Origin of the sequence: Marinobacter nauticus, from assembly GCF_003634635.1 — a bacterium.
GTDB lineage: Bacteria > Pseudomonadota > Gammaproteobacteria > Pseudomonadales > Oleiphilaceae > Marinobacter > Marinobacter nauticus.
Window position 1 is genome coordinate 352632 of record NZ_RBJB01000003.1, and the last position, 12519, is coordinate 365150.

General features: G+C 54.5%; 16 protein-coding genes. 7 read left to right on the top strand and 9 right to left on the bottom strand.

Features of this window, described 5'->3' with window-relative positions:
* Positions 1 to 185: 185 nt before the first annotated feature.
* The 4 genes from C7436_RS07505 to C7436_RS19015 all read left to right on the top strand — a co-directional run bounded on the left by C7436_RS07505 (position 186) and on the right by C7436_RS19015 (position 1780).
* Entirely contained in the window at positions 186 to 584 is a 399-nt protein-coding gene (locus C7436_RS07505; protein ID WP_147423432.1) for a hypothetical protein, read from the top strand.
* 508 nt (positions 585 to 1092) lie between these two features.
* A complete protein-coding gene (locus C7436_RS07515; protein WP_011786677.1) occupies positions 1093 to 1335 on the top strand; it encodes a hypothetical protein in 243 nt (80 codons plus the stop codon).
* Between the two features lie 81 nt (positions 1336 to 1416).
* Positions 1417 to 1617, top strand: coding sequence for a hypothetical protein (locus C7436_RS07520; protein ID WP_121207263.1), 201 nt, complete (start codon positions 1417 to 1419; stop codon positions 1615 to 1617).
* A gap of 37 nt (positions 1618 to 1654) precedes the next feature.
* A complete protein-coding gene (locus tag C7436_RS19015; protein ID WP_022991524.1) occupies positions 1655 to 1780 on the top strand; it encodes a hypothetical protein in 126 nt (41 codons plus the stop codon).
* Between the two features lie 233 nt (positions 1781 to 2013).
* Here the strand turns inward: C7436_RS19015 and C7436_RS07525 are convergent, their stop codons facing one another.
* The 6 genes from C7436_RS07525 to C7436_RS19020 all read right to left on the bottom strand — a co-directional run bounded on the left by C7436_RS07525 (position 2014) and on the right by C7436_RS19020 (position 6700).
* Positions 2014 to 2961: an HAD-IIA family hydrolase gene (locus tag C7436_RS07525; RefSeq protein WP_121207264.1), complete on the bottom strand. Its 948-nt coding sequence runs from the start codon at positions 2959 to 2961 to the stop codon at positions 2014 to 2016.
* 4 nt (positions 2962 to 2965) lie between these two features.
* Positions 2966 to 3781 (bottom strand): phosphonate ABC transporter, permease protein PhnE, encoded by an 816-nt coding sequence (phnE, locus tag C7436_RS07530; protein ID WP_121207266.1) that lies wholly within the window; start codon positions 3779 to 3781, stop codon positions 2966 to 2968.
* Positions 3778 to 4596 carry a phosphonate ABC transporter, permease protein PhnE gene (gene phnE, locus C7436_RS07535; RefSeq protein ID WP_121207267.1) on the bottom strand — a complete coding sequence of 273 codons (819 nt, stop codon included), beginning with the start codon at positions 4594 to 4596 and terminating at the stop codon, positions 3778 to 3780. Before phnE (C7436_RS07535) ends, phnE (C7436_RS07530) begins: the two co-directional genes overlap by 4 nt.
* Positions 4597 to 5415 (bottom strand): phosphonate ABC transporter ATP-binding protein, encoded by an 819-nt coding sequence (gene phnC, locus C7436_RS07540; RefSeq protein ID WP_121207269.1) that lies wholly within the window; start codon positions 5413 to 5415, stop codon positions 4597 to 4599.
* An 18-nt stretch (positions 5416 to 5433) separates the two neighbouring features.
* Positions 5434 to 6381 (bottom strand): phosphate/phosphite/phosphonate ABC transporter substrate-binding protein, encoded by a 948-nt coding sequence (gene phnD, locus C7436_RS07545; RefSeq protein WP_121207270.1) that lies wholly within the window; start codon positions 6379 to 6381, stop codon positions 5434 to 5436.
* A gap of 196 nt (positions 6382 to 6577) precedes the next feature.
* Positions 6578 to 6700 carry a hypothetical protein gene (locus tag C7436_RS19020; RefSeq protein ID WP_265936662.1) on the bottom strand — a complete coding sequence of 41 codons (123 nt, stop codon included), beginning with the start codon at positions 6698 to 6700 and terminating at the stop codon, positions 6578 to 6580.
* Positions 6701 to 6996: 296 nt separating this feature from the next.
* Between C7436_RS19020 and C7436_RS18920 the strand changes: the two genes are divergently transcribed.
* Entirely contained in the window at positions 6997 to 7395 is a 399-nt protein-coding gene (locus tag C7436_RS18920; protein WP_228198076.1) for a hypothetical protein, read from the top strand.
* Here C7436_RS18920 and C7436_RS18925 read toward each other — a convergent pair.
* Positions 7331 to 7861, bottom strand: a complete 531-nt coding sequence (locus tag C7436_RS18925) for a hypothetical protein (RefSeq protein WP_228198077.1) — start codon at positions 7859 to 7861, stop codon at positions 7331 to 7333. The genes C7436_RS18920 and C7436_RS18925 overlap by 65 nt on opposite strands.
* Before the next feature lie 234 nt (positions 7862 to 8095).
* Between C7436_RS18925 and C7436_RS07555 the strand changes: the two genes are divergently transcribed.
* Both C7436_RS07555 and C7436_RS07560 read left to right on the top strand, forming a co-directional pair.
* On the top strand, positions 8096 to 10420 hold the full coding sequence (locus tag C7436_RS07555; protein ID WP_121207272.1) for a putative bifunctional diguanylate cyclase/phosphodiesterase: 2325 nt from the start codon (positions 8096 to 8098) through the stop codon (positions 10418 to 10420).
* Positions 10417 to 11298 carry a phosphate/phosphite/phosphonate ABC transporter substrate-binding protein gene (locus tag C7436_RS07560; RefSeq protein ID WP_121207273.1) on the top strand — a complete coding sequence of 294 codons (882 nt, stop codon included), beginning with the start codon at positions 10417 to 10419 and terminating at the stop codon, positions 11296 to 11298. Before C7436_RS07555 ends, C7436_RS07560 begins: the two co-directional genes overlap by 4 nt.
* A gap of 47 nt (positions 11299 to 11345) precedes the next feature.
* Here the strand turns inward: C7436_RS07560 and C7436_RS18930 are convergent, their stop codons facing one another.
* Both C7436_RS18930 and C7436_RS07565 read right to left on the bottom strand, forming a co-directional pair.
* Positions 11346 to 11783, bottom strand: coding sequence for an acetyl-CoA hydrolase/transferase C-terminal domain-containing protein (locus tag C7436_RS18930; protein ID WP_228198109.1), 438 nt, complete (start codon positions 11781 to 11783; stop codon positions 11346 to 11348).
* Complete coding sequence (locus C7436_RS07565; protein ID WP_228198078.1) at positions 11756 to 12517, bottom strand: hypothetical protein; 762 nt, start codon at positions 12515 to 12517, stop codon at positions 11756 to 11758. Before C7436_RS07565 ends, C7436_RS18930 begins: the two co-directional genes overlap by 28 nt.
* Positions 12518 to 12519: the final 2 nt, after the last annotated feature.

A 12519-nucleotide genomic window follows, 5' to 3' on the forward strand; every position in this document is an offset into this window, starting at 1 on the left:
CTGAAGTACGATAAGTACCAGGTGCTCTCGCATTGCCGGGGGTTCAACCCCGGCGTTTTTTCTCCCCCAAGGTCTGTTCAAAAGGACGTTGACAGTCCCGATCTGAGGTTAATGAAATGAACCCCAGAGAGGACCACTACCGAGCCCTATTGGCGTTTCACAGATCTACGTTCGTAGGCCCATGGATGAGGCCGCACATTGAACTGGAAGATAGCCAGTGTTCCCTGTCAGTCCGTCTCAACGCCTTTTCCTGCTCTCCATTGGGCACAGTGAAAGAGTCCATCATTTTCCAGCTACTCTATGATGCGTCGTTTTTGGCAGCGGGTACTCTTGAGACGACCCTTCTGGTTCAGTGCGACAAGTTTGAATTCTTCCCATTCCAGAACCTGACAGAAAGCCGTGTTACGGCACAGGCGCGGCTTGTTTATTCATCCCTGAAGCAGTGGACCATTGAATCGGCGTTGAAGGACGAATGGCAAAATGACATTGCCTGGGGGCGAGGCCAGTTTTCAAGATCATCCGTTTTGCTCGAAACCATTGGTCCCTACAACAATGAGCTCCTCAAGCAGAAACAGGATTGGTGAATGAACCCTGTTCTCCTGAAATGAAATTGAAACAGCTGAAGGTTACGATTGTCGGCCAATCAGGATTAGGATCATGATTGTTTGCCGAGTCCCTGTCCCGGGGCTCGGTTTTTTTATCCCCGTCACGCCATCGCAACATCACCTTGCTTTAATTCCGTCACCGCCTAGATGAGGCGGAACGCAATCCGCGTGTACGGCTCAGGATGAGCCCTCTGTTGCTTTTGTAGTGCAACTGATCCACCTGGGGGCATATGTGTCTGGTATGAGTAAGGCTATCCAAGCCGTTGAAATTCGTTGTTGCTGGTCCTGTGAAGAACTACCGGTTGAACTTCTTGAGCTAAGCTTCAAAGAGCCGAGCGGCTTTTGCCGACCCTTTCGATACGAGGTACGCATACCTGGTAAGGAACCGCTGTATCAATCGGAAAGCGAATATGCAGCCAGGCGATACCTGGAAATGCTCTTGGCGTTGCCTGCTGGGCATTTATGACGCATCAGATAGGGTGACGTTATGACAGAGAAATCACGGGCAAAAGAACTAGTGGGGTATTCCTTCCTGGTGGTCTTCGCCAACGACGACACCATAGACGAAAAAGAGCTCGCCATGATCGAGCGATTAGCTTTGGAAGACGGCGTAGTCGACGACAAAGAAAAGGAAATTCTTAGAAGGCTTTTTGATCGCCTGGATCACTACACAGTCGCCCGCAAAGTCGTGGAAGAGATCAACAGCTTTCGAAAGCAACACGACATCTGACTGCGACACCTTGGGCGCCTGAGTCTATCTTTTCTATATACAATGTATATACTAAAAGTGTTCTCAGTGAGTGGATGACCCATGGCAGCCGATAGTATTTCCGATAAGCAGTTGAAGCCACGCAAGAACAAGGCAGGGAAAAAAGACTCTCAGCTACTGATTCGGATCAACAGTGCAGAGCGCGATGAATTCATTTCATTGTGTGAAGAGCTGGATACCAGTGCCGCCAGAGAGGTACGAAAGTTCATACGCAACTTCGTGCGAACCCATAAGGACGACTGAGGGCGGTAATCGAGCAATCACACACCAGGAGTGAATCATGGCCAAGAAAACTACGAAGAAAGTAACCAGCCTGAAAAAAGAAATCAAAGCCCGTAAGGCGAAGATCGCCAAGCAGGAAGGCAAGCTGAAGAGCCTGAAAAAGAAGCTCAAGAAAGCGGCATAAACTGCCATATAGCGCGCCGTATCCGGTAAGAGTCCGGATACTTTGTTGCTAGCTATACGTAAAGAAGCCCTACCTCCGTGTAGGGCTTTTTTATGGTTCATCGCTGGTTGCCAGGACGACAGCGCCTGACCGTGTCCAGGTCGATCAGGCTTCGGCGGTTGGCGTGCTGGTGACAGTTCCGCTCATGCTGATGCGCCGCACCCGGAACCGGTTTCCCTCCTGATTGAACGACCTCAAATCATCGGAGCGATAAAGTCCGGCACAATTCCAGACTGCGAAATGCAGTCTGGAATGTTCATGCCCTGCAAGGCGCCTTCTGCTGTTATCAGCATGGTTTTCATGCCTGCGGCCTGGCCGCCCAGAATGTCTGTATGCAGTGTGTCACCCACCATCAGCACATCGACCGGGTCAACGCCTTTCAGCGTTTCCAGTACTGAATCAAATGCGGGTCGATACGGCTTGCCGAAAAACTCCGGCTCTATGGCGGACTGGCCCATCAACAGGTGCGCGAAGTAACCGGGTTCCAGAGTCAGGCAATCGCCTCTGGGGGCGACCAGGTCGGGATTGGCCACGAGCAGCGGGCGCGGGTGGCGCGCCAGGCTCTTGGCCAGCGCTTCCTGAACCTCTTCATTCCAGCCTTCACTACTCAGGAAGATAAAACCATCCAGCCGGTTCAGATCCCCTGTCTGAATACCCGGCCGGACCGGCAGCCAGTCTACCCCCAGAGTATCCGGAGCGGATGATGCGGGTGAAAGGACACCGAACCGGCCTTTGCGGAGTTGGCGAGATAACGACTGCTCAAGCACCGAACGGCTGGAAATCAGTTGATCATGCCCGATATCGAAACCCATACCCCGGTACTTCGCGACAAGCGCGCTGTGGCTGGCAGTGGCTGCGTTGGAGAGGATCCTGACGGTCTTGCCCCGTTGCTGGAGCTGTCTGATCCGGCTTATGGCTGAAGGAAAGGCCCGGGGGCCTGCGTTCAGAACGCCAAAGGCGTCGAATACAAACACCTGGAAATGGTCGAGAAGAGGTTCGAGTGTTTCCAGTTCCCGGGTGCAGGGAGCCTGTTCCGGCGGCAGGCCGGCAGGCAGAGTCTTGCGGATACGCTGATATTCGGCGAACGCCCAGGCAGGGGAAGGCGTCAGGCCAGCAAAGGAAATCGGGTGGGTATCGATCATCGGCTCAGAGTACCGCCTCACGAACCTTTGCGGAAACCCATTCCGAGATCACGACGGTCCCGAGAATCACAATGAATATCATGGCCACCTGATTCCAGGCCAGCGTGCTCAGCGAGGCGTTCAGTTGAATCCCGAGCCCGCCAGCGCCCACGAGCCCGAGAATGGTCGATTCCCGAATGTTGATGTCCCAGCGGAACACACTGATGCCCCAGAACGCCGGCAGAATCTGTGGCACCACCGCGTAATCGATCACCTGAGCGCCTGAGGCTCCGGTGGCCCGCACAGCTTCCACCTGTTTATCGTCGATCTCCTCAATGGCCTCATACAGCAATTTGGCAATAAAGCCGATGGACCGCAGGCCGATTGCGACGATGCCCGCGAGCAGACCGGGACCAATAATCGCTACCAGCAGGAGAGCCCAGATCAGAGAATTGATGGAACGGGAGGCGACAATAATCAAAAGCGCCAGCGGTCTCACGAATCGGGTACTGGGGGTGGTGTTGGTGGCTGCCAGAAACGCGACAGGCACTGCGATCAGAATGCCCAGCAAGGTGCCAAGGGTGGCAATGTTGATGGTGTCCCAAAGTGGCTCCCAGAGATTGTTAATGTAACTCCAGGCCGGTGGGAACATTCGGTGGCCGATGTCGGCGGCCTGGTCCGGCGCATCACTGACAAAGGCCCAGATGGTATTCTCATTCATGACCTGCCAGCAGAAAACGGTAAGGACAACAAGCCAGAACCAACCGACCCAGCGCAGCAGGGTCTGCTTCGGAGTCCGGAACTGCCAGGATGATTGTGCCCCGGGAACCTGAGTGTTCACTGTACCCACCTGCGGATGTATGAGGACGAGTATTCCACCACCAGAACAATGGCGATGATGATGATCAGGACGGCACCTGCCGAGTCGTACTCGTAACGGTCGATGGCGGTATTGAGGGTCGCCCCGATACCGCCGGCGCCGACAATGCCAATCACCGCGGATTCCCGGAAGTTGATGTCCAGCCGATAGAGGGACAGCCCAACCAGACGGGGCATGACCTGGGGTTGAACCGCGTAATTGACCACCTGCCACCAGCTGGCCCCAGTGGCCCGGATAGCCTCAATCTGGCTACGGTCGCAGTCTTCAATTTCCTCAGCCAGCAGTTTGGAAAGGAAGCCGATGGTGGCGAAGGCCAGGGTCAGAAACCCTGCAAAGGGACCAAACCCGAACATGGCGACCAGCAGGATGGCAATGATCACTTCCTGAAAGGACCGGGAAACGGTAATAATGCCGCGGCAGGCCAGGTATACCGGAGCCGGCGCCAGGTTGCGGGCCGCGCCAATGCCAATGGGAACGGAAATCAGGATGCCAGCAACCGTGGACGTCACGGTCATGGTCAGGCTTTCCATCAGGCCGGCGTAGATGTCGTTCCAGCGCGACGTGAAGTCCGGAACCAGAAAGCCCTGAACGAATCGCCAGCCGCGCTCCAGCCCCAGATAAACCCGCTGCCAGTCGACCTCAACGGTCTGTATGGCCAGCACCAGGTACACGAGGCCGCCAAGCAGGATGATCTTCCGCCACAGGGGATGAGTCAGCAATACCGGAGGTCGTTTCCAGCGGGTCGGATAGGATTGGGCCACTGGCTCTAGAGCCATTTACACCCCCTCCGCAAGATCGACCGCCGGGGCTTCCGGATCCGTGGACTGTTCGCCGTTGTCACCACGCAGCTGGGTCCAGTCTTCATCCCCGTAGATGGTGGTCAACACCTCGTCGGTGAGAGCATCCGGCGCGCCGTCGAACACGATGTCGCCAGCCTTCAGGCCGATAATCCGGTCCGAGAACTGTTGTGCGAGCATCACATCGTGAATGTTGATGATCGCGGGCAGGTTGCGCTCCTGACAGGCGGTGCGAATCAGCCGCATGATCTGCCGGGAGGTCTTCGGATCGAGGGAGGCTGTGGGTTCATCCACCAGCAGCAGTTCCGGGTTCTGCTCCAGCGCCCTGGCAATGCCAACACGCTGCCGCTGGCCACCGGAGAGCGCATCCGCCCGTTTGTTGTAATGATCGGCAAGGCCGACCCGGTCCAGCAGGGAGAAGGCCTGTGCGATATCATCCGGGCTGAATTTTCGCAGGTAAGAGCGCCACGCTGGCACATAGCCCAGCCGACCAGACAACACGTTTTCCATCACGGTCAGGCGCTCTACCAGAGCGTACTCCTGGAAGATCATGCCGATCCGGCGCCGGGCGCGACGCAGCTCCCGACGATTCAACCCGGTAAGCTCGGTGTCGCCCAGGGTGATTGAGCCCTGAGTGGGCTCCACCAGTCGATTGATGCAGCGAATCAGGGTGGATTTTCCCGCCCCTGAAGGCCCGATCAAGCCCACCACCTGGCCTGCCGGAACTTCAAAGCAGGCGTTGTGGAGGGCCTTGTCGCCGGTCTTGTAGGTTTTCGAAACCTTGTCCAGTTTCAGCACTTGGTACCGCCCGGCCTGTTAACGACAGTTGTACGCAACACCGTTAGCTGCATCGATTTTACGAATCACCTCCCAGTGGTTCTTGAAGGTGATGGGCACGAACTGGGCTTCACCGGATTTCGAGAACTCTTCTTCCAGCGCAGTGCCTTCCCAGTCAAAGGAGAAGAATGCGTTCTGGATTTTTTCCTGCAGTTCAGGCGTCAGGTTGTGGGCGATGCCGTAACCTGTGGTAGGGAAAGTCTGGGACTTGTAGAGACTGACAATCTGGTCTTCGCTAACCACATCCCGGCTGAGCATGCGGTTTAGCACCGAGTTTGCAACCGCCGCGGCTTTGTAGTCCTTGTTGGCAACACCGAGAATGGAGTTGTCGTGCTTGCCAGAGAACACCGGCTCGAAATCCTCACCGGCGATCATGTTGTAGTCCGCCTTGAGAATGGCAGAGGGAGCCTTGAAGCCTGAATTGGATGTCTGCGAGGTGAACGCAAGCTCGCCACCACGGATGTCTTCCACATCATTCACACCGGAGCCGGGGTAGCTGATGATCTCCATTTCATAACCAAAGGAGCCATCGGCCGCTGCCATCATGGTAAACGGGCGGAAGCCAGCACAGGCCACAGCCAGCGGGTTGGAACCCGTATTAAAGCCGGCGATGTGCAGACGACCAGCACGCATGGCTTCGATCTGTGCCGCGTTGGACTGTACCGGAAAAAACTGAACATTCTTGCCAGTGGTTTCCGCCAGGTGATCCAGAAACTCAGACCACACCTCTTTATAGACGGCCGGATCTTCTACCGGAGTGTAGGCAAAGACCAGGGTTGAGGGATCCACCAGTTTTGACTCGTCAGAGGGGATGTCAGCAATCAGGTCGCCGTCGTTGTCCTGGTAACGGCTGTCGAGCTGGAATGCACCATGGGCCAATACCGGTGTGAGCATGGTGGCACACGCCAGGGTCAGAAGCTTTTTCATTGTTTGTCTCCTCAGATCCTTAGTAATGTCTCTGAGTCAACCGTAAGCTTGTTTGATGATATTTTTGTGACAACCATTGCAGAGGCATAACCTGGAATCCTTGTACTCCTCAGCTCAAGCTCGCCCTGCTACCAACTCATCCACATTTCTGACGACGCCATCCTTGGCTAACCATAGACGCACGGACGACTATTCTTTATGACTCCGGAAACGCAGTCCAGCCATCCAGCCAGGTGTCACTGGAGCGAGGATTAATAGCGCCCAGGTAGTCAGCAGATTCGTCGAAAAACTCCGACTTGAGTGGTCGTGTTGTTTCCATATTTCGAATAAGGCCTCTGGAGCGGAAATTCGGTGAATTCGTGCTTGTCACGGTTGGCTGCAAGCCACTTTCCGCCAGCTGATGATTGCGGTTGGCCGGGTCCTGAATCCACACTTCTTCCTGGAAGCCAAAATCATCGTCGTCAGCCTCAGGTTCTGTTGTCAGATTGCCGAGACGGCCATTGTTGGCGATAAGGTTGTGGCTAAAGGTGAGTTTTCCATCGCCACGAGTGACCTGACCTCATCCCGCGTATCGATGGCCTCGATGGCAAAGCTGTCGATGATCATGTTGTGGAAATGGCCACCGGAACCTTCTCGCAGAACCATGGCACGGTGCTGTTTGGCCGAGCGGCCGGCGCCGGTTACCAGAAGGTTTTTCAGATCTACGGTACCACCGAACATCTCAATGCCATCGTCCAGCGCGCGATGTACCTGCACGTTTTCGACGATGGTGTCCGAGCCGCAACCACCCAGCGTAAGACCATTCAGTTCGTTGTCTTTGTAGACCTCAAAGCCAGCAAATTCGATGCGGGTATACTGCAGTACGCCGCAACTGTGGCGCTGGCCGGCACCTCCAAACTGGCCACGGAGATCTGTCTCGGGAACACCCTCTATTGCCGCGTCGGGCTGATTAACCGGCGCTTTGCCGAGCAGAACCGCGTTCGCCTTCGATGGTTACGCCCGGTTCTATGGTGAGCCTGGCGCTATCCACATAGATAACGTCATCCAGAATATAGCGACGGCCACTTTGCCAAACGGTATCAGAGACAATATCGTCAGCGACCCGGACAGCTCGATTCTCAAGAGCGGTAAAACCGGCAATCGCTGCCACAAAGGCCACCGATATGGGAATGACGACTATACCATTACGAGTAAGCCAGCTACGTCGTTGCGCCTTGTCAGCTGAAGTTTTCGCCAGTGTTTCCGTGGGAGACTTCGCCATCAGCGGCTCACCGGGATCGTTTGCCATAATTTCCCGGGCAAGCGCCTGGAGTTCGGGCGAGCCGTTTGTTTCCACGCGCCTGAGAACATCCGCCCGATAAGCAGGCTCTCTAAGCAGGACGTTCAGATGAATAAAGTCGACACCGGGGCATTGGCCTTTGTCGATGCGGCGTTTAAGGCGCCAGAGCTTTTCTACCAGGAGGGATGATTGGCCGGACATTACTGCTGCTCCGTTATGGATGGGGCCGTGCACTTAACATTGAGAAATGAAGTTCCTGTGTCAAAAGCGTGAACCCGCTAACAATTTCGGCCTGTCATGTAATTGCCACAATTGACGTCTAGGCTTCGAGAGATCTGGGTTTTGCTGGCGAAATGCCTCACCCGACTCACAGGATTTATCCGGCCACTGGAGAGGCTGACGTTTACCTATCCCTTTTCTCCAGGTTCTAGCTTGATGACATCGAAATCTGATACTCCCCTGAATAGCGTTCAGCTAACCATGCTGGCACTCGGGGTTGTTATCGTATTGTTTCTCTGGGTGTTATTCCTTTGGCAGGCATCTGCAACGAGGGCGGAAACCCTCAATGCAAGACTCTCCGAGAACCGCAATCTGGCATTGATTGTGTCGGAGAGCCTCAAGCAGATGACTGATCGAGCCAAGGCCATGGGTAGCCTGGTGAATGACGATGTCATCGCGCATCAAGAAGCAGAAACCAGGCTCTTGACGCTTCTGGCAGAAGATCCCGTGTTCAACCGGCTCAGTGTTTACAATCTGTCGGGAGAACTGATTTACACCAGCCATCTGGGTTCGGCACGCTCAAACCTTGGTAGTTGGTTGTCTGGAACTGAAGACCACTTTGCCGGAGCTGGATTTGTGCCTGTGCTTCCCGAACGAGTTGCGGATCCGGCTTACGTGCCACAAGAGCCTGCCTGGCGATTGCCATTCCTGGTTCCACTCAGACTGGCAGATTTGTCCCGCTCCTCAAGATTGATCTTGATTGAGCTGGACATCGCCTACCTGGCTGGGCTTCTACAGAATGTTGAGCTGGGCTCGGGCTTTATTCAGATTCTGGATTCCAGGGGGGATGAGTGGATGCGGGCCAATGAAAGCGGCATTGTGGTTGGAGGGCCTCAGGTGCCAAAAGTGCAGATTGCGGCTGAAGGCCGTGTTGTGACCGGCGAAGCCACGGTGGAGTTGGCGGGCGAGCAATACCAATATGTTTTCGTGACCCGTCCAGCGAATGGTTTTACAGTCAGTGTGGCCCAGCCTTACTACGAGATCTTTGCACCGCTTACGCCTGGCCAGAATAAGCAACTGATTGCCAACAGCGTAATGACCTTACTGGTTTTCGGTATTGTGTTCTGGCTGATCCGGAGTTTGACCGGGCAGCAAAGAGTGTTGGAGGCATTGCGGTTGTCCGAGCGGAACAACCAGCAACTGATTGAGCGCCTTGAAACCGAGCATGCCCGCAGTAGCCGTGCCGCTTCGATTGATCATCTCAGTGGTCTGTTCAACCGTCGCCAGTTTCTGGATGTGGCAGATTCGCTGGTACTGGAACAGCGTCGACAGCGGAAGCTGTCAACCATGCTGTTTATCGATCTGGATCGCTTTAAATCCATTAATGATTCTCTTGGCCACCACATCGGTGACCTGCTACTGCAGGCCGTAGCCGGTCGCATTCAACGCATGCTGGACAAAGGTGATATTGCCGCTCGTTTCGGCGGTGATGAATTTGTAGTGCTGTTGGTGGGTGATCGCAGTGAGGCCGACATCGAGCAGTGGGCCGCAGCTTTAACCGCGCATTTGTCCGCCCCCTACATGTTGGAAGGAACAGAGCTGAATACCAGTCCCAGCATTGGTATCGCCATCAGCCCTCGGGACGGCCAGAGTATTGATGAACTGACCAAATGTGCTGATGCCGCTATGTATTCGGCCAAGAAAGCTGGCCGTGGCCAGTACCGGTTTTTCGACCAGTCACTGAATGTGAGTGATGTGGAAGAATTTCACCTGGAACAAGCCTTTGTAGAGGCCCTCAAAAACCGGGAGTTTATTCTGCATTACCAACCCCAGGTTTGCCTGGAGACTATGGAAATTATTGGCTACGAGGCTCTGGTGCGATGGCAACATCCGGGCTTCGGCCTGCTGTATCCAGACCGATTTATTCCGGTGGCCGAGAAAACCGGCTTTGTCGTGTCCCTGGGCATGGAAGTGGTTCGACTGGCCTGTGCCCAGATATCCGACTGGCAACAGAAACATGGGATTTCGAAGCCAGTCGCAGTCAATGTTTCTCCGATACAGCTTGCTCAGCCGGGTTTCTGCAAAGACGTTCTGGCGACGTTGGCGGACTACGGTTTGACCACCGACTTGCTGGAACTGGAAATCACGGAAACTGCTATGCTGGAAGGCCGGGCAGTTGAGAGCCTGCATTGCCTCAAGGCGGCAGGTATCCGCCTCAGTATTGACGATTTCGGCACCGGTTACGCGGGGTTTGCCCACCTGGAGGCGGTACCGGTAGACAAGCTCAAGATTGACCGAAGCCTGATTAACCGCATCTCAAACAGCCATGATGACAGTCCGATCGTGTCCTCGACCATTATTCTGGCCAAGCGCATGGCGCTCAAAGTGGTGGCCGAGGGCGTGGAAACCCGTGAGCAGCTGGTTCACCTGAAAGTCGCCGGCTGTGACATTGCACAGGGCTATCACCTGGGGCGCCCCATACCAGCGGAGAAGATTCCTGAGTTCCTGAGAACCTTCGCAGAAGAGGAAGCCAGAGCATGAGGTTGCTGACGTTAATTCTCGCGTTCGCATCGCTCGCCTTTGCATCGTTTTATAGTTCGGGAGCCGTCCGAGAGGTCAAAAACTGCAACATGAACAGATTGACCTTCACGATGATCCCAAAAAAAGATATCGACCAGCAGGCCTCTGAATATCAGCCGTTGATTACGCTGCTAGAGCAGGGGCTTGGGATGCCGGTAGAACTGGTTAGAGCCACCTCTTACGAGAGCGTGATGGACGGTGTACTCTCGGGCGGTGTCGACCTGGCCGTTATGGGGCCGGCATCCTATGTTATCGCCCATCGAACAGACCCGGGTCTGGATGCCTTCGCTTCTCTAACCACCGAGGCCGGGCTCTTTACACCCGAGGGGAGTTTCTATTATTCGCTACTGGTAGTTCCAACGGCAGCGGGGATAAACAGCATTGAGGACCTGAGAAATACCAGGATACTGCTGACAGATCCTTCCAGTACATCAGGGGCTCTCATTCCCAAAAACGAGTTTGCAACCACGATCGGCGAGCCATTCTCCGATTTCTTTGGAGCCAACATATACGCGGGTAGCCATGACAAGGCATTGATGGCGTTGCTGGACAACAAGGCGGAGGCTGCCTTTGTCTCCAGCTCAAGAGCAGATGAAGCGCTCAGGCGCGGCATGATTGCAGAGGACACCCTAACGGTTCTCTGGCGTTCGGTACCGTTACACTATGACCCTTTTGTATTCCGCAGTGGAATTTGCGAGGACGTTCGGAGCCGGGTCATTAATCTACTGACAACGCCTTCGCCAATGCTCTCGGAATACCTGAATACTCAGCGAGCGGTGGGGATAAACCTCGTGACCTATGATGATTACCGCGCGATTGAGGCTGTTCTAAACAACTAGGTTGGCATTATCCAGCGCTCTGATTTCAGTGATCCGATCTATAGTGCCTATATCCATCCAAGTGACGTTGCCTCTCGTTCAAGATGATCTTGAAATTCAGGAGATGCAATTTGGATGAGGGCTCTGGCTCTTTGAGGGATAGAGAGGCCTTTAAGGTTTACGCAGCCATACTCAGTCACTACGAATTGCACATCATTCCGGGGGTCTGTGACGGCACCGCCGAGTAGACGCGGGACGATACGGCTTACAGAGTCCGATTGAGCGGTTGACCTTAATGCAATGAAGGAGCGCCCGTTTCTTGCGGCGTAAGCACCACGAACAAAATCAAGTTGGCCACCGGTGCCAGAAAAGGGGCGATCGCCAATTTGTTCAGAATTGATCTGGCCAGTCAGATCTATTTCGAGTGCTGAATTTACAGACACCATGTTGTCGTTTAGCCGAATGATGTCGGGGTTGTTTACCCAGGAAGCGGGGTATCCAACGATAGCAGGGTTATCGTCAAGGAACTCGTAGAGAGCACGGCATTTGGTACTCCGCCCACTCCGATCTGTAAGGTGTCCCCATCGCCAATCCGTTCGATGATCTGTTGCGCAATCTTTCTATCGACCTCTGTGGGCGCCTTGGGGATTGCCTCTACCAGCGGTTGATCGTGCTCAACGATGTGGTCTATTTCTGAAATATGGACGGAACATTCACCAAAGGTTCGAGGCATATACCGGTTGACCTCGACAATGACTTTCCTTGCTTTTCGGATCACAGACGCTCCGTAATCAGCGTTGGTGACGAGGCTGAAATATCCATGGCGATCCATCGGCGATACGGTCACAAAAAAACATTCCGGATCTATGTGCTCTGTCAGCAGGCGGCCGGCCTGGTGAAGCATTGCGGGTACGAATTCAATCCAATTTATAGAGTTGGATTGTGCAATGGCAGCCCTGTCTGAATGGCTTAGAAAGAGTGGACGGGGTGTTACGAGATCAATGAGATCTGGAGCTAAAAGAGTTTGCTGAAGATGTTCCGTACCATGCAGATAATAGACATTTAACGGACCAATCAATCGATCTCTGAGGGCATCTGCAGTGGCTGCCATCAATGCCGGCGGTTGCGCGGCGCTCATTCCGAGAATCAGGTTTCTGCAGCCTGAGATGGTCTCGACCGCTTCATGGGCAGACAACTTCCGTTTTAGATAGCTGGCTAGCAATCCTTCATCGGTATCCACTT

Bases quoted from the DNA above. Each gene is read 5' to 3' on its own strand.
- C7436_RS19020 (WP_265936662.1), bottom strand. From the start codon at position 6,700: ATGGAAACAACACGACCACTCAAGTCGGAGTTTTTCGACGAATCTGCT.
- C7436_RS07525 (WP_121207264.1), bottom strand. From the start codon at position 2,961: ATGATCGATACCCACCCGATTTCCTTTGCTGGCCTGACGCCTTCCCCT.
- C7436_RS07515 (WP_011786677.1), top strand. From the start codon at position 1,093: ATGACAGAGAAATCACGGGCAAAAGAACTAGTGGGGTATTCCTTCCTG.
- phnD (WP_121207270.1), bottom strand. From the start codon at position 6,381: ATGAAAAAGCTTCTGACCCTGGCGTGTGCCACCATGCTCACACCGGTA.
- C7436_RS07520 (WP_121207263.1), top strand. From the start codon at position 1,417: ATGGCAGCCGATAGTATTTCCGATAAGCAGTTGAAGCCACGCAAGAAC.
- C7436_RS18925 (WP_228198077.1), bottom strand. From the start codon at position 7,861: ATGTCCGGCCAATCATCCCTCCTGGTAGAAAAGCTCTGGCGCCTTAAA.
- C7436_RS18920 (WP_228198076.1), top strand. From the start codon at position 6,997: ATGGCCACCGGAACCTTCTCGCAGAACCATGGCACGGTGCTGTTTGGC.
- phnE (WP_121207267.1), bottom strand. From the start codon at position 4,596: ATGGCTCTAGAGCCAGTGGCCCAATCCTATCCGACCCGCTGGAAACGA.
- C7436_RS07555 (WP_121207272.1), top strand. From the start codon at position 8,096: ATGACATCGAAATCTGATACTCCCCTGAATAGCGTTCAGCTAACCATG.
- C7436_RS07505 (WP_147423432.1), top strand. From the start codon at position 186: ATGAGGCCGCACATTGAACTGGAAGATAGCCAGTGTTCCCTGTCAGTC.
- C7436_RS07560 (WP_121207273.1), top strand. From the start codon at position 10,417: ATGAGGTTGCTGACGTTAATTCTCGCGTTCGCATCGCTCGCCTTTGCA.
- C7436_RS19015 (WP_022991524.1), top strand. From the start codon at position 1,655: ATGGCCAAGAAAACTACGAAGAAAGTAACCAGCCTGAAAAAAGAAATC.